The sequence below is a fragment of the Treponema bryantii genome, assembly GCF_036492245.1.
GTDB classification, from domain to species: Bacteria; Spirochaetota; Spirochaetia; order Treponematales; family Treponemataceae; genus Treponema_D; species Treponema_D bryantii_C.
On record NZ_AP025286.1, the window covers coordinates 821,418 to 839,299 of the forward strand.

Here is a 17,882-nt window from a genome sequence, read left to right on the forward strand (position 1 = left end):
GATTATCAGGCTGTGACAATCGGAAAGGGGAATCCGTAATCTGTTATTTTTTATATGTCGTAGACTTAGTTTTGGTATTGAAATGGGAAAAAGATTTATGGCAATTATGATACCTGCTTTTTTGATGTTTTCTTCCTGCAGAAGCACTAAGGTTATGAAACCTGCGCCTGTTGTTAGTGGTCTTGAATTGCAGGGAAGAAATGAAAAGACTACAGCAGTGTTTAGTTTTATCCGCGACAATTTTGGAACTAAGATTATTTCGGCTCAGCAGGAATCTACCTGGATGGGATCTGTGGATTATGAGATGGACTACCTTCTGAAAGTGACGGGAAAACTTCCTGCGATGCGTGGTCTTGATTTTATGAACAATGATTTTGATGGAGTTGCTGAACGCGCAATTGAATGGGACAGAAAGGGCGGGCTTGTTACTATATGCTGGCATACTGGTGTTGATATCAGCGGATACAGAGAATCGAAAAAGGATCATCCGGACTTTAAAAAGCTTTTGACTCCAGGAACTGATGAATACAACACTTTGATAAACAGCTGGGATAAGGCTGCCAAAACACTTCAATATCTGCGAGATGAAAATGTTCCGGTACTCTGGAGACCTTTCCATGAGTTTGATGGCCGCTGGTTCTGGTGGGGAAAGGGTGGTGCTGAAAACTTTAAGAAGCTCTGGTGCCTGATGTATGAAAAGTTTACGAATGAATATAAACTTGATAATTTAATCTGGGTTCTTGGATACACTGAGTGGGTGAGTAAGGGATGGTATCCTGGTGATGAGTATGTTGATATCATTGGCTCGGATAATTACGATAAATCAACAAATAAAGGTGCATGGAATAAACTGACGGAAATTACATCAAAGCCAATGGCTTTTCATGAATGTGGAATGGTGCCGTCTGTAGAACGTTTTGAAAAAGACGGAACATTCTGGTCATGGTTTATGATCTGGCATACTACCTGGCTCACTGATAATAAGACTGAAAATCTGAAGAATGTATTTAATAGTGAGAGGGTGATAACTCTAGATGAAGTTCCTAAGTTTTAGGAACGGGATTTCATACATGCTGAAGTGTAACAGTATTGTATGAATTCTTTTCCACGGTTTATTGTTCGAGTTTCTCCAGAAAAAATCATTCCCATTTTTTCGTAAAAGTTTCTTGCTGCGCTGTTGTTTTCAAGTACCCATAAAATGACAGTTTTATCTGCTGTTAGTTTCTTTATAAAATCAAAGGCTTTTGTGCCGAATCCTTTTCCTCTGTATTCTTCCAGAATATAAAAACTGGATATTTCAATTATCTGTTGTTTGAAAATCAGTTTTACAATTCCGGCTGCTTCAGAATTATCTTCCAGAATGAGATAAGAGATGGACTTGTTATTTAGAGCTTCCATAAATTCTTTTTCGCGTTTTTCCGGGGAATCTTCTTCTAGATACGCTTTTGGAAAAAAGTTTTGATATGTCTGTTTCCAGGCGATAGAGTGAACGCGACCGATTATTTTTGAGTCTACTGAAACAGCCTTTCTGATTATCATTCTTTTACTTCTACTATTCTTACGTTTCCAAACTTAATTTTTGAGAAATCTGAACCTGTATCCGGGAAGTCGATTCCTTCAAGCCTCTTAATATAGTTCGGGAGAACTCCGAGAATTCCAGCCTGTGGATCAACAGGAATCCAGCCAAGTTTTTCATCGTAAAATTCTGCCCATGCATGAAGTGTGGAATAAGATGGATCTAAACAGCAGCCACAGATATATTTACAAGGAATATTGTTCAGCCTCATCAAAGCTGTAAAAACATTTGCAAATTCTCCGCAAGTCCCCATTGAAGTTTTTAAGGTCTCACTAGCTGACCGTCCAAACGTATAACCCAGGGAAATATCAGCAGCAAGCGCATTGTCATATTTTATAAAGCCTGTATTTTGATTTATAGATTTAAGAATTGTTTTTGCACAGTCAATTGGCTCAAGTTCTGAAAGATTCAGGTTTTCAGACAGCTGGATGACTTCTTCATTATCAAAATCTATAAAATCGGTTTTCTGGAGATATTTATCTAAATTGTTCTTGTTCTTTGAAAACTTTGTTTTAGAAAAATTACGAAAAGAATCTTTGCCTCGTACTGTGATTTCTGACTGTGCTCCAATTTTCTTTAAGGAAATAAGTTTTTGCGGAGCACTTGAAAGGACTTTTTTATCATACTGATTTGTTACAAAACTGAACTCAATATAGGATTCTGTATTTTTCTTGTATGCTGCGAGACATAGGAGCGTACATAAAAGAATTGACGCTGTACAGATAATTGCCATTATAACTTTTTTCATATTATTCATCATAGCAGAAGAAAAAGCATACGTCTACGAAGCGTAGGTTGATGGGTGGGGCAACAGGTGATAATCTAAGATTCAGGAAACGACGCGGAGTTTTTAGAATCTGACCGATACGGTCTTACTCAGGAGATTATCATGGACAATTATATAACCGGCACTGCAATTAAGCGCCTTCGTGAAAATAAAGGTATGACACAGGATGGGCTTGCACAGAAAATTTTTGTGAGCAATAAAACTGTCAGTAAATGGGAAAATGGTCACGGACTGCCAGATATTTCATTGATGGAACCTCTGGCTAAAGCGCTTGGGATTTCTGTGATTGAATTATTTTCAGGAAATGAAGTTCAGAATAAAAACAGAAACTTCAATATGAAAAAGGTTCAGTTTTACATCTGTCCTGTCTGTGGAAATGTGATTCAGGCGACTGGTGAAGCTGTTATCAGTTGTTGTGGAATTACATTACCGCCACTGGAAGTAGAAGAGCCTGACTCTGCTCATACTCTGAAAATTGAAACTGTTGAAGATGAATATTATGTTCATATTGAACATCCGATGACAAAGGAACACTATATTTCATTTATTGCGGCAGTGTACGACAACGGAGTTCAGATGGTAAAACTTTACCCTGAGAGTTCAGCAGAAGCCCGCTTCAAAATCAGCAGGGCAAAGTTTTTTCTAACTTTTTGTAATCACCACGGACTTTTTAGGACCGACGCAGTCCGCTTATAACTTTTTTAATTATGCTTTTTCCTCTGCTCTGATCATCAACTTTGGAAATATCTCTGAATACCTGAGAGCATCGTTTTCAAGTTTGATGATCTTTGCATAAAGACTCATAGGAATTTCTTCCTCATCGTAAGGTATAATGGCTCCGTTCATTGCAAGAATTTTATCTTTAAGTTCTTCTGCATACGCCTCTTCAGAAGAATTTGTGAGCAATGCGAATTCATCACCGCCAATTCTGAAAACTATATCTTCAGGACCACATACACTTTCCATTCTGCGAAGTGCTTCGGAAATTGCAATGTCACCAGCCTTACGTGAAATATTGTTGATAGGAATAAGGCTCACTATATCACCGCATACAAACCAGCAATCTCTGCGCGTCTTAAAGAAATCATACAGTTCAGAAATATCAACTGTTCTTCTCATAAGTTTTTCTCCTTCTACTTGCATAAAGCCTGTAATTCGAGGAAACAGTTCCACAGTGTGTGGGCGATTTTCATATCGTTTTCTAAACTCCGAAGGATTGCAATTCCATACCTGCGAAAATGATCTCGTAAAAGCTTCATGACTTGAATAGCCGAATTGTACGGCAATATCAAGAATACTTAAGTTTTGCTTGTCTATCATCATTCGGGCAGCACGTGTCATCTTACGACGAACAATATAATCGTGTATCGAAAATTGAGTCATATATTTGAATACTTTCTCCAATGCCGACTTGGAAGCATAGCATGCATCTGCGATATCTTCCGTTTGAACAGAAACGGTGTCTTCAAGGTGATCTTCTATGAAAACAAGTGATCGCATCAATAAATCAAGATTTGCCAAACTTACTCCTGTGACTCGTAGGACTGTTACAGAAAGTATGCGTGCTTAACTCCCTGTAATTTTGAGAATACAATATAAGTCTATCATTGATTTGATTTTTTGAGTAAAAAAATATTACAAGATTTTTATGGGACTTTTTTATGTTCTGTGCTATTCTTAAACAATTAGACAAATGGAGGAAATATGTTCGATTTCAAATATTATACACCAACAAAGGTGATGTTCGGTAAGAACGCAGAAGACAAGGTTGCCCAGCTCATTCAGGAGTTCGGCGGTAAAAAGGTTATGATTCATTATGGCGGAGGAAGCGTTATCCGTTCAGGCCTTATGCAGAAGGTTACTGACCAGCTCGACAAGGCCGGCATTCCTTATGTAAAACTAGGAGGTGCTGTTCCAAATCCGCGTTTGAGCCTTGTTTATGAAGGAATCGAACTTTGTAAAAAAGAGGGAATTGATTTTCTTCTTGCTGTAGGCGGGGGTAGTGCAATTGACTCTGCAAAAGCTATCGGCTACGGCGTTATGAACGATGGAGATGTCTGGGATTTATATGATTATAAAAAGCAGGCTAAGGCAAGCATGCCACTTGGTGTAATTCTGACACTTGCGGCTACTGGTAGTGAGATGAGTGATTCATCAGTAATCACAAAGGAAGAGGGACTTGTAAAGCGCGGTTATTCAAGTGACTATGGACGTCCAAAGTTTGCCATTCTTAATCCTGAACTTACTATGACACTTCCAGATTATCAGACAGCCTGTGGTTGTACAGATATCATGATGCATACAATGGAACGCTATTTTACAAACGGCGGAAATATGGAGCTTACAGATTCTATGGCAGAAGCTCTTTTGCGTACAGTAAAAGAGCAGGCAAAGATTCTTGTAAAAGACCCGAATAATTATGAAGCACGTGCTGAAGTAATGTGGGCCGGAAGCCTTTCTCACAATGGTCTTACAGGCTGTGGAAACGACGGTGGCGACTGGATGACTCACAAGCTTGAGCACGAGCTTGGCGGACTTTATGATGTTGCGCACGGAGCAGGTCTTGCAGCAATCTGGGGAAGCTGGGCACGCTATGTTTATAAGGACTGTCTTCCACGTTTTAAGCGCTATGCAATCAATGTTATGGGTATTCCTGCAACAGGTACAGATGAAGAAATCGCTCTTAAGGGAATTGAAGCAATGGAAGATTTCTATCGCGAAATCAACATGCCGACAAACCTTAAGGAACTTGGTGTAAATGCAACTGATGAAGACCTTGCTCTTATGGCTCATAAATGTGCTGTCGGTGTAAACGGAGCAAAAGGTTCAGCAAAACTTTTACACGAAGAAGATATGCTGGCAATTTACAAAATGAGCAGAAAAGATTAAAGTCTTTCATTATGAATAAAAACAGTCAGAAGGCGTGGGGAATTATCCTCGCCGCCGTATCTATCTTTTTCTGGGGAATTACTTTTGTCTGTACAAAGTATCTCCTCAGAGATTTTTCTTCACTTGAAATTCTTTTTTACAGATTTATTTTTGCTTATCTCGGACTCTGGGTGATTCATCCAAAGTTCGAGAAAATTGAAATGCGCGATAATATTCTGTTTGCGCTTGCGGCTCTGACCGGAGTTGTGCTTTATCAGCTTACAGAAAATATCGCAATCAATTATACAAACGCATCTAACGTAAGCGTCATCGTAAGCATCTGTCCGCTTTTTACCGCAATCATCAGTCAGATTTTTCTGAAGGAAAAACATCTTTCATTCTGGTTCATTATTGGTTTTGTGATTTCCATTAGCGGAGTTGCTCTTGTCTGCTTTAATGGAAATACAGCACTTGAGTTTAATCCTAAGGGAGATGTGCTTGCCCTGATGTCTGGAATCTGCTGGGGCTTTTATTCAATGATAGTTTCAATTTTGAATAGAAGAAATTATTCAGCAGTTGGCGTTACTCGCCGCATTTTCTTTTTCTCTGTTTTGATTATGATTCCGCTTTCGCTTGGAAGCTGGGGGTATACCAATTCTCATCCGGAAACAACTTCATTCTTTTTCTCTTTTGATAAAGCTTTGAACGCTGCTCGTTTTTCAAATCCTATGAACTGGGTAAACCTTTTGTTTCTTGGTGTAGTTGCAAGTGGTATCTGTTTTACAATCTGGAATAAAGCCTGTCAGATTCTTGGCACTGTTAAAGTAAACTGTGCGATTTATCTTATTCCTGTAGTAACAATTATTTTTGCCTTCTTTGTGCTGGGTGAAAAAATCACATTGCTTGGTGGAATAGGAGCACTGGTTACAATTACCGGACTTTTCATCAGCGAGAAAAAATAGACCTTTTTTTCAGATAAAAAAAAACTTGACAGTCTCCTGTAAGTGTTATATTGTGTATATACAATATACACAATAAACGTTGTGTTATAAACGGGAGATGTATCAAATGAATCTTATTGAAATCAATGGACTGTGTAAGAACTTTGAATCCTTCCAGCTTAAGAATGTAAGCTTTTCTCTGGAAGAAGGTTATATCATGGGCTTTATTGGCCGTAACGGCGCTGGTAAATCTACCACACTCAAGACCATGCTCAATTTGATGAAAAATGACGGTGGTGAAGTAAAACTCTGCGGCCTTTCAATTCCAAAGGATGAACTGGAAATTAAAAATCAGGTAGGCTATGTTTTTGGCGGAGTTGATTTTTATCCTGAAGCAAAAATCTCACGAATCACAAATGTAACAAAATCTTTTTATCATGAATGGGATGATGCCCGCTACAAGGAGCTATGCGAACGTTTTGAAATTGATCAGAATAAAAAGTTCAAACAGCTTTCAGCAGGAATGAAGGTAAAGTATTCTGTTGCAGTTGCAATGAGTCATAACCCAAAACTTTTAATTCTTGATGAGCCAACCAGCGGTCTTGATCCTGCAGCCCGTGATGACCTTGTACTTCTTTTCCAGGAATTTGTTGAAGACGGTGCACACTCAATTCTTTTCTCAACTCATATCACAAGCGACCTTGAAAAATGTGCCGACTATATCACTTATATCAAGCAAGGCCAGATTCTTGCAAGTACAGACCGCGACTCGTTCCGCGAAAGTTATATCAGTGTAGCAGGAAAGAAAGACCAGCTGACACCGGATGTTGAGCCTAAGATTATCGGACTTCATACACATCAGCTTGGTTTTGAAGGCCTTATGAAAACTGAAGATAAGGCGCTGGCAGAGAAGGGCGGTTTTGAAATGGCATCGCCAACTCTGGAAGACATTATGATTCACATTGAGCGCAGATAGGAGAGAAACATGAAATCAAATACATTAAAACTTTTGAAGAAAGAGCTTTGCCTTGGTAACGCATCGCAGACTGTAATCTGGACAATCTGTTGTTTTGGAATGTATTTTATTCCAAGCTACCCGATGTACGTTGGACCTTTTTATATGACACTGTGCATTATGATGACCTTTGCCTTAAATCAGTCATCACATGATATTCTGTATACAGCGCTGCTTCCGGTAAAGAAAATTGATGTGGTAAAGGCACGCTTTATGTACTGCGGAATGATGGAAGTATTTGCTTTTATCTGTGCATTGCTTGGATGGTGTATCCGTACTGCAGCAGGCTTTCCTGCAAACACTGCCGGCATTGAATTGACCCTTGCTTATTTTGGATTTCAGATGATTATATTTGCAATCTTCAATCTGATTTTTCTGGGCAATGTTTATAAGGATCCGCTTAAGCCAGGACTTCGCTATATTGCAGCAGCTGTTGCATATTTTATCTGTTACGCAGCCTGCGAGCTTCCGGTATGGGCATATTATGCAAAAGCAGAAAATTCTCTTGCAAAACTTGGACAGCTCTATACAAGCCGCGATACACAGTTTATTATTCCACAACTGATTATTCTGGCAGCTGGCATTGTGATTTATGCGGTAAGCTGGTGTCTTACTTTCCGCCGTGCAGCCCGCCAGTTTGAAAAGTACGATTTGTAATATGGATATAGTGTTATCTCAGAAAAGTGACAAACCAATTTATACTCAGATTTATGAGCAGATAGCAAATCAGATAATGAACGGCGAAGTTGCTGCCGGTGAAAAGCTTCCGCCAATCCGCACCGTTGCCGTAAATCTGCGTGTAAGTGTAATTCCCGTAAAACAGGCCTGGGAGCAGCTCGAAAGAGAAGGTTTTATTTCCACAGCTGTAGGCCGCGGTACTTTTGTATGCGAACTTGAACATCATGAAATATCAGATAAACGAAACTCTGCCGCCGAAGAATTACTCAGCCGCGACGTAAAAGCCTGCCGCGAAATGGGCCTCGACCTGGATGAGATTATTGAAATAGTCCGTAAAAACTATTGATTCATTAGCGAACGGAAAAAGTTGCATTCGTCGTCGTTACATTGAACGGCAATCGGCAGTTTCGGATCACAATGGAAAACATGCCAGAGCGGCTGTTCTGGAGTGCCATAACAGTGCAGTTCATTTCGAACTCCGACTGCATCCAGTTTCGCTTTCATCAAAGGTGCCTGTGCTTTTAAGAAATCACCTTCACAGGTCATTACAAAAGATGGTGGGAAATCCTTTGTAACATGATTAGCAGAATTTACAAGTTCTACTTCGTCCGGGGTTCCGCCCTTAGGCAAAAAACCGCTTCTTAAAAGCCGGAACTTTGAATCAGTATCATCAAGAGTATATTTTCCACAGTTCAATCCCAATCCGCGGAGAGTCAGTTTTTTATCCTTTATAAATTCAAAATTCTTTCTTAAGTCAGCATTTGTAAGGGCTGCAGCATAAAGGGAAAGAAGGTGACCGCCTGCAGAATCGCCAACTGCAAAAACATTATTTGTGTCAAAACCATATTGAGCGGCATTATCAGCTACAAACTGGAAAACCTTTTCAGTATCATGCATTGAAGCCGGAAATTTTGCTTCAGGAGCCAGTCGATAAGAGAAATTTACAACAGCAAAACCACGCTGAGAAAGCCGCATACAGTACCACTGGTAAGCTTCCTTATCGCCATAAACCCAGCCGCCACCGTGAACACTAATAATAACAGGAAGAGTCTTTAAAGAGCCGTCAGCTTCAACAGCAGCCTTCGGTCTGTAAACGTCCAGATACTGCCATTTTTTGAGCTTTACGTCATCGCCGTAAAGAATATCATCATAACGGATAATATCAGCAGGAGTTGTCTGCCCCTTATCACGTTTACGATCAGAACTACCAAAAAGATGCCTTATTTGTCGAGATGCAATAAACTGTTTCAGCGTAGTCATATATTCCCTCTCAATTATTATATATTATATCACAGAATTGTAGGAACTCAAAAAAAAAGATAAAATCAAAAAAATGAAAACACTTGTAAACACAACACTTTGCTATATAGAAAAAGACGGCTGCTATTTAATGCTTCACCGCACAAAAAAGCAGAACGACTATAATCACGATAAATGGATAGGAATCGGCGGTAAGTTCGAAAACGGCGAAAGCCCCGAAGACTGCGTCCGCCGCGAAATCCACGAAGAAACCGGTCTTATTGTAAATCCCGAAGACCTCGAATACTGTGGAATTGTTACGTTTGTCGATAAGAGTGAAGAGGATAAAGTGGGGGAAGCCACCCCCTCGCTCCAGCCTGCTCCGCAGTCTTCCACTACCCCCCCTGCAGGGGACACCCCCGCATCGCCCCCGTACTACACCGAGTTCATGCACGTTTTTCGTGTCCGAAAGTTTTCCGGCACTCTTTTAACCGACTGTAATGAAGGCGAACTTGAATGGGTCCCGATAGAAAAAATAAACGACCTGCCGCACTGGCAGGCCGATGAAATCTACCTTGATTTTATTGCTCAGAACCGACCGTTCTTCTCTTTGAAAGCGGTATATAAAAACAGCCGTCTCATAGAAACATACCTCGGCGGCAAGCCTTACAACCACTGGGCTAAAGACTAAAACTCTCCGGCAGTAACTCTGCAAGAGTAAACACTTTCTGTTCACCTTTGCCGTTTGCAAGAATGATTTTGAAATCTCGTTTGCAGAACTCACTGAGTACCTGACGGCAAACTCCACAAGGTGGACAGAAATCTTCAATCACAGCTTTTCCGTCAGCATTTTCAGGGCCGCCCACAATAGCAATCGCTTCAAACTCGCGTGCGCCTTCACTTACAGCCTTAAAAACAGCAGTGCGTTCAGCACAGTTGCTAGGTCCATAAGCTGCATTTTCAATATTACAGCCGGTCCATACTTTTCCGTTTTTATCAAGCAGAGCTGCACCTACGTGAAAATGAGAGTAGGGGGCATAAGACATATTTGTCATTTCTATTGCAGTTTTTACAAGTTCATCATAATTCATATTTTTATTTTATCATATTTTTGTTTTATTTCATAAGAAAAAGTGTTATCTTTAAAAATATGAATAACGAACTTCAAATCAATCAGGCAATTACACTCACAGATCAGCTTATTGCAGAACTCGATCAGGCAGAGCGACAGCTTTCATCCGCCAGAAACTGGGGCTTCCTTGATGTCCTCGGCGGCGGTTTCATCGTTGACCTCATCAAGCACTCAAAACTCAGTAATGCCAAGGTCTCTATGGACAGAGTAAATTACCTTCTGCAGGAACTTAAGCGCGTACTCGGTGGAATCAGCATGCCAGGTGACTACAGCATGAACGTAGGCGGCATCGCCACCTTCGCCGACTTCTTTTTCGACAGCGGCATCGTTGATGTCTACATGACCGCCAAAATCATGAGCAGTCTCAATGAAGTCCGCAATCTCAAGAACAGATGCTATGAACTCCGAAACAGATTAAATGCTCAGAGATAATCATATATTAAGAGTTTCTTAATTCTTCTGCAGTTTTTTTATAAAACAGTCCTAACGGATGTTCTTGGTTTGGTTCTAATTCTTTAGGAACTACAATTGAGACAGAAGTTTGATTTAAGAAAATTCTTGGAAGTAAATTATCTATAGGTGTCTGAAAATATTGAAGAGATGGATCAATTATAATTGTCAGGTTCAGATCTTTATAAACTTGGCCGAGCATGGCAATTCTCTTTAAATCTTCATCAGAAATTACAGTTATACATTTTTTAAGTTCTTCTGAACCATTAACAAATTTTTCGCAACTTAATTCGCTTGTCATTAAAAATAAACAAGGGTAATCATTTATCTTTGAGCAATAAGGTTGTCCGATTTGATTTTCATGGTCAAAGGTAGACGGGCTAAGATAAATATATCTGTTCTCGGCTCGTAGTACTTCGTCTATAATAAAATTTGGCAGATTGAATTTAGGAAGTCCGCTCGATTTTGACCAGGCAATAATTGCGCTTTGAACATGATCATCACTTGCTGGATAGTTTAATAGTAGTTTTGAATCATTCATGTAGAATAAATCATAGTAGTTTAGAACATATAATAAAGCTTCAATAAAACAGGCTTTTTCATTTTTTGTAATTTCGTCTTTCATTTGCATTAACGCAAGGAAAGTATTAATTCCCTTTGTATGATAAATTCCACTTGCGGAAATGTAACCTATCTGATTACTCTCTTCTTGTGTTATTCCATAAGAATCATCATCTATAAGATTTATGTATTTTTCTTCAACTTTCGTATTTTCTTTTAATGAGTTTTTTAATTCTGTAATAGAATCGGGATTATTATTTTTTTTGATGGTTGTTAGTTCTTCTTTTAAAACTATTTGATTTTCGAATTCTGAAAAAGCCCATGCCGTCTGTTTATCACCATTCATTACAATATAGAAAGTGTCGTTTTCATAAGCTAAATAAATATCCTGCAAATTATTTTTTGCAATATAATCAATCCACTGTCTGAATTCTTCTATTGTTTCATTTGACTCTGTAATAAATTGCATAGATTCTTTTGGTAATTCTTCATAAAAGAACATGCCGGTTGTTAGCATTTGTTTTGTGCTTACAAAAATTCTTGAAATATTTTCCATTTGTTAATTCTCCTATTTTTTTAATGGTTATACATATTATAACACTTGCGATATCGTTTTTTGCTCAATAAAAAAATAAAAAAAAATTATTTTTTTTTGGGGATAAACAGATTTCTAATTAATTATAGTGAAAAAAATATAACTTCCCTTGACAAAAATTTTTATTCTCACTAGATTGAAAATATCAACAAGCGTTTATATCCTCGTACGCTTTTGAAATTCTTTTTTAAGGAGGTCACTCCCATGAATAACAGTGTTGTAAGTTTTGATTTTAAGTGTGGACTGATTCTCCCGCCAGCAAAGAAGAATTAGTTTCCACTTATAAATCAAATCCTCGCTAAATCGACCGCACGGTCCTCGACGTGTGTATTATTGTCTTCGGTACGTTGCCGAATCGTTTCTGCTAAAATTTTGTTACTTATGAACAAGTTGAATTTATTTCACTATTTTAAACGTTATAGTTTTTTATATCTGATTGCGCTCATTGCTATGTGTGCAAGTACGCTGCTGGATCAGGCTGCCCCTCTTATTGTCCAGCATATTGTTGATGATGTTCTGATTGCAAAGAAGATGGAAGTATTGAACTTCCTTCTTTTAGGGATTCTTGGAATTGGTGTAGGGCGCTGTATTTTTCAGTACACCAAGGAATTTTTGTGTGACTATGCCGGTAGTAAGATTGCCTGTGAAGTTCGTATAAATCTGTTTCGCAAAATCCAGAGCCTGTCGGCAAACTTTTTCGATGGCATAAACAGTGGTGAACTGATGAGCCGCGTAAAGGACGACGTTGACCGCATCTGGGATATTGCAGCCTTTATGGGAATTCTGATGGCAGAGGTTTTTATCCGCACGGTATTAACTCTGTTCTTTATGATTCGCATTAACTGGCAGCTCGCTTTGATTCCGATTATCGGAATGATTGGTTCTGCTGTGATTGCAATTCTGATGGAGAAGCAGCTGGATGAACTTTACGGCGCGGTTATGCAGGAAGGTTCAGAGATGAACAATACTGCGGCAGAAAATCTTGCCGGTGTGCGAACTGTAAAAGCTTTTGCGCGTGAGGGCTTTGAGATTGCAAAGTTCCACAAGCACAATCAGAAGTTTTATGAATTGAATATTGATTTGAGTCGGGTTTTCGTAAAGTACAATCCGATGATTCAGACTATTACCAGAGTGCTAACTGTTGTGTCACTCTTCCTTGGCGGACTTATCGTTATGAAGGGTAACCCGCTGCAGGGCGGCCAGAAGATGTCTGTTGGTGAGCTGATGGCATTCCTTCAGTATGTAGGCGGAATGATCTGGCCAATGGAAATGCTCGGCTGGCTCACAAACGGTTTTTCAAGTGCAAAGGCAAGTGTTAAGCGTCTGAACAAGATTTATGCAGAAATGCCGGACATTACGGAAAACAGCGAACTTGCAAAGAATACAGAAGGTGCCGATGCCGACCTTGCGAATGCAATGTTCTCGCAGTTTGATATCAGCGGTGATATCAGTTTTGATCATGTAACCTATGCGAGTGGGGAAAAGAAGATTCTCGACGACGTTTCATTCAGCATCAAAGCGGGTCAGACTCTCGGTATCATGGGTGCAACAGGTTCGGGTAAAACAACGCTCATCAACCTTTTGAAGCGTATGTATGACGTAACAGACGGAAACATTAAGCTTGATGGAATTGATATCCGGGAATTGCCGCTGCCAACTTTGCGCCGTGCAATCTCTTGTGTAATGCAGGACATCTTCCTGTTCTCTGACACAATTGATGGAAACATCCGCCTTGGTGCGCGCGAGACAATAACTGTGCCGGAAGTTCGTTCTGCTTTGGAGAAGTCGCATTCTGCAGAGTTTGTAGACCGCATGGAAGAAAAAGAAAACACAGTAATTGGTGAACGTGGTGTCGGCCTTAGTGGTGGACAGAAGCAGCGAATTACAATTGCTCGTGCCCTTGCCCGTAAGACACCGGTACTCGTACTGGACGATTCAACTTCGGCACTCGATACAGAAACCGAGCAGGAGATTCAGCAGGTTCTTGCCGAACTTTCCGGTATGACAAAAATCATTATCGCGCACAGAATCAGTGCGGTTCGTAAGGCTGATAAGATTATTGTGCTTGATAAGGGTAAGGTTGTGGAGTCTGGTACTCACGAAGAACTTTTAAAACTTGGTGGGTTATATAAGGAAACATATGACTCTCAATATTAGGTTATAGGTTTTAGGTTATAGGTTTTAGGGGAGTAGGGGGAAGTCTCCCCCTCGCTCCAGCCCGCGTTGCGGTCTTACGCTACCCCCTCTACGGGGCTCAAACGCCGCCCCGTAACGCCCGGCTTCCCTAGAACCTGACACCTAAAACCTAGCACCTCAAAGAAACGGAGATTTTTATGAACAGTTATAAAATAGATGAACAGCAGGTGCAGAAATCGAACTTCGAAACGATGCCACGACTTTTCCGTTACCTGCTTAAATATAAGAAACGAATTGCGGGCGTATTTGCGCTGATGGCGTTCGGTACTGCGGTAGACCTCGTGAATCCGCTTTTGAATGAACGTGCCATTGACCGCTATATTCTTCCGGGCGATGTTCCGGGACTTGTGCGCATCGTACTGTTGGGTGCTGCAATCAATATCCTTGCGGTTCTTGCAATCAAGCTTCGTATGCTTTTGATGGCAAAGACCAGTAACAAGGTTATTCAGGAATTGCGTCAGGAATTGTACGACCACATTCAGGGACTGGACCTTGCGTTTTTCGATTCGCGTCCGTCCGGAAAAATTCTTGCGAGAATTATCGGTGACTCGAACTCGCTCAAGGACATTATTGAAAATGCCGTTACCACTTTGATTCCGAACCTTGTTACGGTCATTGCGGTTATGGTGATTATGTTTGTGAAAAACTGGAAGCTTGCGCTTGCAGCCCTTTGCAGTCTGCCGTTCCTTATCGGTGGAGTTTTCCTGATTTCGATAATGGCAGAAAAGCACTGGAAGGCTAAGCGTCAGAAGTCTTCGAATATGAATGCGTTTATCAACGAAGACCTTTCTGGAATCAAAATTATTCAGAGCTTCCGTGCAGAGCAGGAGACCGATAAAACCTTCCAGTCGTTAGTTTGGGATGACCGCAAGGAGTTTTTACGAGCCGTTCGCTGGTGTGACGGTTTTGGTTCATGGATTGATTTGTGCTGGAGTGTCGGAACCATGGCACTTTATATGGTTGGTATTAAACTGCTCGGAATCGAAGGTGTTTCCATCGGAACTTACATTGCCTTTGGAAGTTATGTCGGAATGTTCTGGCAGCCGATTCTGAACCTCAGTAATTTTTACAACCAGTTTGTAAATGCGGCCAGTGGTGCCGAGCGTATCTTTGAAATTATTGACAAACAGCCGGTAGTTACCAGCAAGGCTGGGGCCGGAGCAATGCCTGCAATCAAGGGGAGCGTTGAGTTTAAGAACGTTACCTTCGGTTATACTGATGATGTAGATGTCCTTAAGAACGTAGACTTCTCTGTGACTCAGGGCGAAACAATTGCTCTTGTAGGACCTACAGGTGCCGGTAAATCTACGGTTGTTAATCTGGTGAGTCGTTTTTATGATATTAAAGACGGCGAAATCCTGATAGATGGAAATGATATTCGTGATGTAGAGCTTTCGAGTCTGCGTACTCAGATGGGAATTATGACGCAGGACAATTATATTTTCAGCGGTACAATCCGTGAAAACATAATGTATGGAAAGCTGGATGCAACGGAAGAAGAAATGCTCGAAGCAAGCCGTGCCGTTCACGCAGATGATTTTATCAAAAATCTGCCGGACGGCTACGATACAAAACTGACAGCCCGCGGCGGTGAACTCTCAAACGGCCAGCGTCAGCTTGTTGCGTTTGCCCGCACAATGCTCAGCAACCCGAGAATCCTGATTCTGGATGAGGCAACCTCTAGTATTGATACTAAGACAGAGCTTCTTGTTCAGAAAGGAATTGCGAGCATGCTTAAGGGACGAACAAGCTTCGTAATCGCACACCGTCTTTCAACAATTCAGAATGCCGACCGCATTTTTGTAATTGATAAAGGCGGCATTGTCGAGAGCGGCAGCCCGGCCGAGCTTATGGAAAAGCGTGGTGCTTATTACGCCCTCCGTCAGGCACAGTTTGCGTAGTTTTTTATAAAAAATGACGAATTGGCCTGCAAAAATCCAAAAATACGATTTTTGCAGGCTTACAAATCGAAAATCTTCAAAAATCAATTATTCAGTGTTATAATATCTATACTCGACTAATTATGTATACGATGTTTTAAGAATAATCATCGTGCACATTCGGGATCTGGAGTATAAAATTGAAAAAAGTATTACTATTCACACTTTTACTAAGCATTATAAGTTCTCTTTATTCTCAAAACTTTGAAAAGAATAAATATTCCACAGAAATCGATTGTGAATACTCTTTTACGTATCAGCAGTCAGAACGATTAAAATCTGCAGCAGAAGACATTGACCTGCTCAGATATAAAACAATCATAAGAAACGGAATAATAGAAGAAATTGAAAAACTATATCTCAATGATTTACAGCTGGGTGTGCTTACAAAAACAGAATTAAAACTTTTTAGAAATATGTTTTACGCTAAGAATGGATATATTTTTGCAGACGAAGATTTAACAAAATATTTTAATCAGTTCGAATGGTATAAGCCAAAATCAAAAGATATTACATTTACAGATTTAGAGAAGACTGCGATTAACAAAATAAGAATATTCGAAAACGAGGGAAATGTTAAATATAATTTCGAAGGGGCAGATATCGTCTGGGAAGTCTGGAATGGTGGTGCAGATCAGCGCGGCCCTTTATTCAAATTAAATAAAGATCGTACATTTGAATATACACCGTCTCAGACAATTAACCGCCTTAAGAAAATCCAGGGAAAATGGTCCATAGAAAATAACAGACTTATTCTTCTTGCAGAAACTGAAGAAGTGATTTTTGGCGGCTATGATAATTATGATAATATTGTAAAAGGAACACCTGTATGCATTCAGTACAAGGCACCTGTAAAAATCTCACTTCCATTGAATGAAAGTGAAGCTGATAAAAAATATAATCTTACCTGGAGTAAAAATTGGATAAAGATCGGATCTACAGATTGTTATGTTTCAAATAAAAAAGAGGAATAAAAAATGAAATTACGCAATTACAAACCTGAAGATTCTCAGATAATTTGCAGCTGGGTAAAAGACGAGAAAACATTGTTCCAATGGTCAGCAGACAGAATCGGGAAATTTCCTCTGAATGGAAATGAACTGAACGAAAATTATGCCACACGTAAAATTGGGTTAGAGTTTTTTCCTCTCACAGCTATTGAAGAAAATGGAAATACTATAGGCCATCTGTTTATCCGGATACCTGATATAAATAATAAATCCGTTGTTCGCTTTGGTTTCGTAATCGTTTCGCCTGAAATACGCGGAAAAGGCTATGGTAAAGCAATGCTCGAACTCGCAATTGGTTATGCTAAAAAAGAATTGAATGCAACAAAAATAACTCTAGGAGTTTTTGAAAACAATCCCAACGCCCGGCACTGTTATGAATCTATCGGTTTTATTCCAATAAGCAAAAAAACAATAAATATTCTAAACACCGATTGGCCATGTACCGAAATGGAAATGAGGTTATAATCATACAGAATAAGAAGGATTGAAAATGAGCAGTATAATTATAAGTGATGACAAAACAAAATTCCCTGTTGAAAAAGCCATTGAGCTTTTACATACAACTTATTGGGCAGAAAAACGAGACCCTGAAGTTATTCGAAAATCAATTGAGAATTCAATTGTCTTTGGAGTATATAGCGAAGATTCTCTGATTGGAATGGCACGAGTTATCACAGACTTTGCTACAACTTTTTATTTAGCAGATTTCATTATAGATGAAAAATACCGTGGCAATGGAATTGGAAAAAAACTGATTTCAACTATTGTTTCAGATAATCGTTTTTCATCATTGTTAGGAATCCTTGTTACGAGAGATGCCCATGGCTTATACGAACACTTCGGCTTCAAAAGAGACACTGAACGCGCTATGACAAGAAGAGTATAGAAAATAAT

The 17,882-nt window shown here is 39.7% G+C and carries 20 protein-coding genes; 14 read left to right on the forward strand and 6 right to left on the reverse strand.

The window, feature by feature from the left end; translation table 11 throughout:
- Window positions 1-97: 97 nt before the first annotated feature.
- Complete coding sequence (locus AABJ44_RS03935; protein ID WP_338370596.1) at window positions 98-1,054, forward strand: glycosyl hydrolase; 957 nt, start codon at window positions 98-100, stop codon at window positions 1,052-1,054.
- Here AABJ44_RS03935 and AABJ44_RS03940 read toward each other — a convergent pair.
- Together AABJ44_RS03940 and AABJ44_RS03945 are read right to left on the reverse strand one after the other, a co-directional pair.
- Window positions 1,051-1,539, reverse strand: coding sequence for a GNAT family N-acetyltransferase (locus AABJ44_RS03940; protein ID WP_338370597.1), 489 nt, complete (start codon window positions 1,537-1,539; stop codon window positions 1,051-1,053). The genes AABJ44_RS03935 and AABJ44_RS03940 overlap by 4 nt on opposite strands.
- Window positions 1,536-2,324: a transglutaminase-like domain-containing protein gene (locus tag AABJ44_RS03945; RefSeq protein ID WP_338370599.1), complete on the reverse strand. Its 789-nt coding sequence runs from the start codon at window positions 2,322-2,324 to the stop codon at window positions 1,536-1,538. The genes AABJ44_RS03940 and AABJ44_RS03945 overlap by 4 nt, the downstream gene beginning before the upstream one ends.
- Before the next feature lie 141 nt (window positions 2,325-2,465).
- Between AABJ44_RS03945 and AABJ44_RS03950 the strand changes: the two genes are divergently transcribed.
- On the forward strand, window positions 2,466-3,059 hold the full coding sequence (locus AABJ44_RS03950) for a helix-turn-helix domain-containing protein (protein ID WP_338370600.1): 594 nt from the start codon (window positions 2,466-2,468) through the stop codon (window positions 3,057-3,059).
- A 9-nt stretch (window positions 3,060-3,068) separates the two neighbouring features.
- On the opposite strand, the gene AABJ44_RS03955 is transcribed toward AABJ44_RS03950, so the two are convergent.
- The gene (locus AABJ44_RS03955) at window positions 3,069-3,884 is read right to left on the reverse strand and encodes a helix-turn-helix domain-containing protein (RefSeq protein WP_338370601.1); all 816 of its coding nucleotides are present in this window, start codon (window positions 3,882-3,884) and stop codon (window positions 3,069-3,071) included.
- A gap of 183 nt (window positions 3,885-4,067) precedes the next feature.
- Between AABJ44_RS03955 and AABJ44_RS03960 the strand changes: the two genes are divergently transcribed.
- The 5 genes from AABJ44_RS03960 (at window position 4,068) to AABJ44_RS03980 (ending at window position 8,211) form a co-directional block, all read left to right on the forward strand.
- Complete coding sequence (locus AABJ44_RS03960; protein WP_338370603.1) at window positions 4,068-5,252, forward strand: iron-containing alcohol dehydrogenase; 1,185 nt, start codon at window positions 4,068-4,070, stop codon at window positions 5,250-5,252.
- A gap of 11 nt (window positions 5,253-5,263) precedes the next feature.
- Window positions 5,264-6,193 (forward strand): DMT family transporter, encoded by a 930-nt coding sequence (locus AABJ44_RS03965; RefSeq protein ID WP_338370604.1) that lies wholly within the window; start codon window positions 5,264-5,266, stop codon window positions 6,191-6,193.
- Window positions 6,194-6,299: 106 nt separating this feature from the next.
- Window positions 6,300-7,148, forward strand: a complete 849-nt coding sequence (locus AABJ44_RS03970) for an ABC transporter ATP-binding protein (RefSeq protein WP_338370605.1) — start codon at window positions 6,300-6,302, stop codon at window positions 7,146-7,148.
- A 9-nt stretch (window positions 7,149-7,157) separates the two neighbouring features.
- Window positions 7,158-7,844: an ABC-2 transporter permease gene (locus AABJ44_RS03975; protein WP_338370607.1), complete on the forward strand. Its 687-nt coding sequence runs from the start codon at window positions 7,158-7,160 to the stop codon at window positions 7,842-7,844.
- Window position 7,845: 1 nt separating this feature from the next.
- Window positions 7,846-8,211, forward strand: coding sequence for a GntR family transcriptional regulator (locus AABJ44_RS03980; RefSeq protein ID WP_074643179.1), 366 nt, complete (start codon window positions 7,846-7,848; stop codon window positions 8,209-8,211).
- Here the strand turns inward: AABJ44_RS03980 and AABJ44_RS03985 are convergent.
- Entirely contained in the window at window positions 8,205-9,125 is a 921-nt protein-coding gene (locus AABJ44_RS03985; protein ID WP_338370609.1) for an alpha/beta hydrolase, read from the reverse strand. The genes AABJ44_RS03980 and AABJ44_RS03985 overlap by 7 nt on opposite strands.
- A gap of 73 nt (window positions 9,126-9,198) precedes the next feature.
- On the opposite strand from AABJ44_RS03985, the gene AABJ44_RS03990 reads away from it, so the two are divergent.
- Complete coding sequence (locus AABJ44_RS03990) at window positions 9,199-9,795, forward strand: NUDIX hydrolase (RefSeq protein ID WP_338370610.1); 597 nt, start codon at window positions 9,199-9,201, stop codon at window positions 9,793-9,795.
- Here AABJ44_RS03990 and cdd read toward each other — a convergent pair.
- Window positions 9,785-10,195, reverse strand: coding sequence for a cytidine deaminase (gene cdd / locus AABJ44_RS03995; RefSeq protein ID WP_074643170.1), 411 nt, complete (start codon window positions 10,193-10,195; stop codon window positions 9,785-9,787). The two genes, AABJ44_RS03990 and cdd, sit on opposite strands and share 11 nt — an antisense overlap.
- Before the next feature lie 20 nt (window positions 10,196-10,215).
- Between cdd and AABJ44_RS04000 the strand changes: the two genes are divergently transcribed.
- Window positions 10,216-10,668, forward strand: coding sequence for a hypothetical protein (locus AABJ44_RS04000; protein WP_338370612.1), 453 nt, complete (start codon window positions 10,216-10,218; stop codon window positions 10,666-10,668).
- Window positions 10,669-10,675: 7 nt separating this feature from the next.
- Here AABJ44_RS04000 and AABJ44_RS04005 read toward each other — a convergent pair whose 3' ends face one another.
- On the reverse strand, window positions 10,676-11,803 hold the full coding sequence (locus tag AABJ44_RS04005; protein ID WP_338370614.1) for a hypothetical protein: 1,128 nt from the start codon (window positions 11,801-11,803) through the stop codon (window positions 10,676-10,678).
- Window positions 11,804-12,223: 420 nt separating this feature from the next.
- Here AABJ44_RS04005 and AABJ44_RS04010 point away from each other — a divergent pair, with 420 nt between their 5' ends.
- The 5 genes from AABJ44_RS04010 (at window position 12,224) to AABJ44_RS04030 (ending at window position 17,874) form a co-directional block, all read left to right on the forward strand.
- Window positions 12,224-13,999: an ABC transporter ATP-binding protein gene (locus AABJ44_RS04010; RefSeq protein ID WP_338370615.1), complete on the forward strand. Its 1,776-nt coding sequence runs from the start codon at window positions 12,224-12,226 to the stop codon at window positions 13,997-13,999.
- Window positions 14,000-14,175: 176 nt separating this feature from the next.
- Window positions 14,176-15,939 carry an ABC transporter ATP-binding protein gene (locus AABJ44_RS04015; RefSeq protein WP_338370616.1) on the forward strand — a complete coding sequence of 588 codons (1,764 nt, stop codon included), beginning with the start codon at window positions 14,176-14,178 and terminating at the stop codon, window positions 15,937-15,939.
- A gap of 179 nt (window positions 15,940-16,118) precedes the next feature.
- A complete protein-coding gene (locus tag AABJ44_RS04020; RefSeq protein WP_338370617.1) occupies window positions 16,119-16,952 on the forward strand; it encodes a YARHG domain-containing protein in 834 nt (277 codons plus the stop codon).
- A 3-nt stretch (window positions 16,953-16,955) separates the two neighbouring features.
- Window positions 16,956-17,453, forward strand: a complete 498-nt coding sequence (locus AABJ44_RS04025) for a GNAT family N-acetyltransferase (protein ID WP_338370618.1) — start codon at window positions 16,956-16,958, stop codon at window positions 17,451-17,453.
- 25 nt (window positions 17,454-17,478) lie between these two features.
- A complete protein-coding gene (locus tag AABJ44_RS04030; protein WP_338370620.1) occupies window positions 17,479-17,874 on the forward strand; it encodes a GNAT family N-acetyltransferase in 396 nt (131 codons plus the stop codon).
- Window positions 17,875-17,882 lie beyond the last annotated feature (8 nt).

Excerpts from the sequence above, each read along its gene's own strand:
- AABJ44_RS03935 (WP_338370596.1), top strand. The coding sequence starts at position 98 with ATGGCAATTATGATACCTGCTTTTTTGATGTTTTCTTCCTGCAGAAGC.
- AABJ44_RS03940 (WP_338370597.1), bottom strand. The coding sequence starts at position 1,539 with ATGATAATCAGAAAGGCTGTTTCAGTAGACTCAAAAATAATCGGTCGC.
- AABJ44_RS03945 (WP_338370599.1), bottom strand. The coding sequence starts at position 2,324 with ATGAAAAAAGTTATAATGGCAATTATCTGTACAGCGTCAATTCTTTTA.
- AABJ44_RS03950 (WP_338370600.1), top strand. The coding sequence starts at position 2,466 with ATGGACAATTATATAACCGGCACTGCAATTAAGCGCCTTCGTGAAAAT.
- AABJ44_RS03960 (WP_338370603.1), top strand. The coding sequence starts at position 4,068 with ATGTTCGATTTCAAATATTATACACCAACAAAGGTGATGTTCGGTAAG.
- AABJ44_RS03965 (WP_338370604.1), top strand. The coding sequence starts at position 5,264 with ATGAATAAAAACAGTCAGAAGGCGTGGGGAATTATCCTCGCCGCCGTA.
- AABJ44_RS03970 (WP_338370605.1), top strand. The coding sequence starts at position 6,300 with ATGAATCTTATTGAAATCAATGGACTGTGTAAGAACTTTGAATCCTTC.
- AABJ44_RS03975 (WP_338370607.1), top strand. The coding sequence starts at position 7,158 with ATGAAATCAAATACATTAAAACTTTTGAAGAAAGAGCTTTGCCTTGGT.
- AABJ44_RS03980 (WP_074643179.1), top strand. The coding sequence starts at position 7,846 with ATGGATATAGTGTTATCTCAGAAAAGTGACAAACCAATTTATACTCAG.
- AABJ44_RS03985 (WP_338370609.1), bottom strand. The coding sequence starts at position 9,125 with ATGACTACGCTGAAACAGTTTATTGCATCTCGACAAATAAGGCATCTT.
- AABJ44_RS03990 (WP_338370610.1), top strand. The coding sequence starts at position 9,199 with ATGAAAACACTTGTAAACACAACACTTTGCTATATAGAAAAAGACGGC.
- cdd (WP_074643170.1), bottom strand. The coding sequence starts at position 10,195 with ATGAATTATGATGAACTTGTAAAAACTGCAATAGAAATGACAAATATG.
- AABJ44_RS04005 (WP_338370614.1), bottom strand. The coding sequence starts at position 11,803 with ATGGAAAATATTTCAAGAATTTTTGTAAGCACAAAACAAATGCTAACA.
- AABJ44_RS04010 (WP_338370615.1), top strand. The coding sequence starts at position 12,224 with ATGAACAAGTTGAATTTATTTCACTATTTTAAACGTTATAGTTTTTTA.
- AABJ44_RS04015 (WP_338370616.1), top strand. The coding sequence starts at position 14,176 with ATGAACAGTTATAAAATAGATGAACAGCAGGTGCAGAAATCGAACTTC.
- AABJ44_RS04025 (WP_338370618.1), top strand. The coding sequence starts at position 16,956 with ATGAAATTACGCAATTACAAACCTGAAGATTCTCAGATAATTTGCAGC.
- AABJ44_RS04030 (WP_338370620.1), top strand. The coding sequence starts at position 17,479 with ATGAGCAGTATAATTATAAGTGATGACAAAACAAAATTCCCTGTTGAA.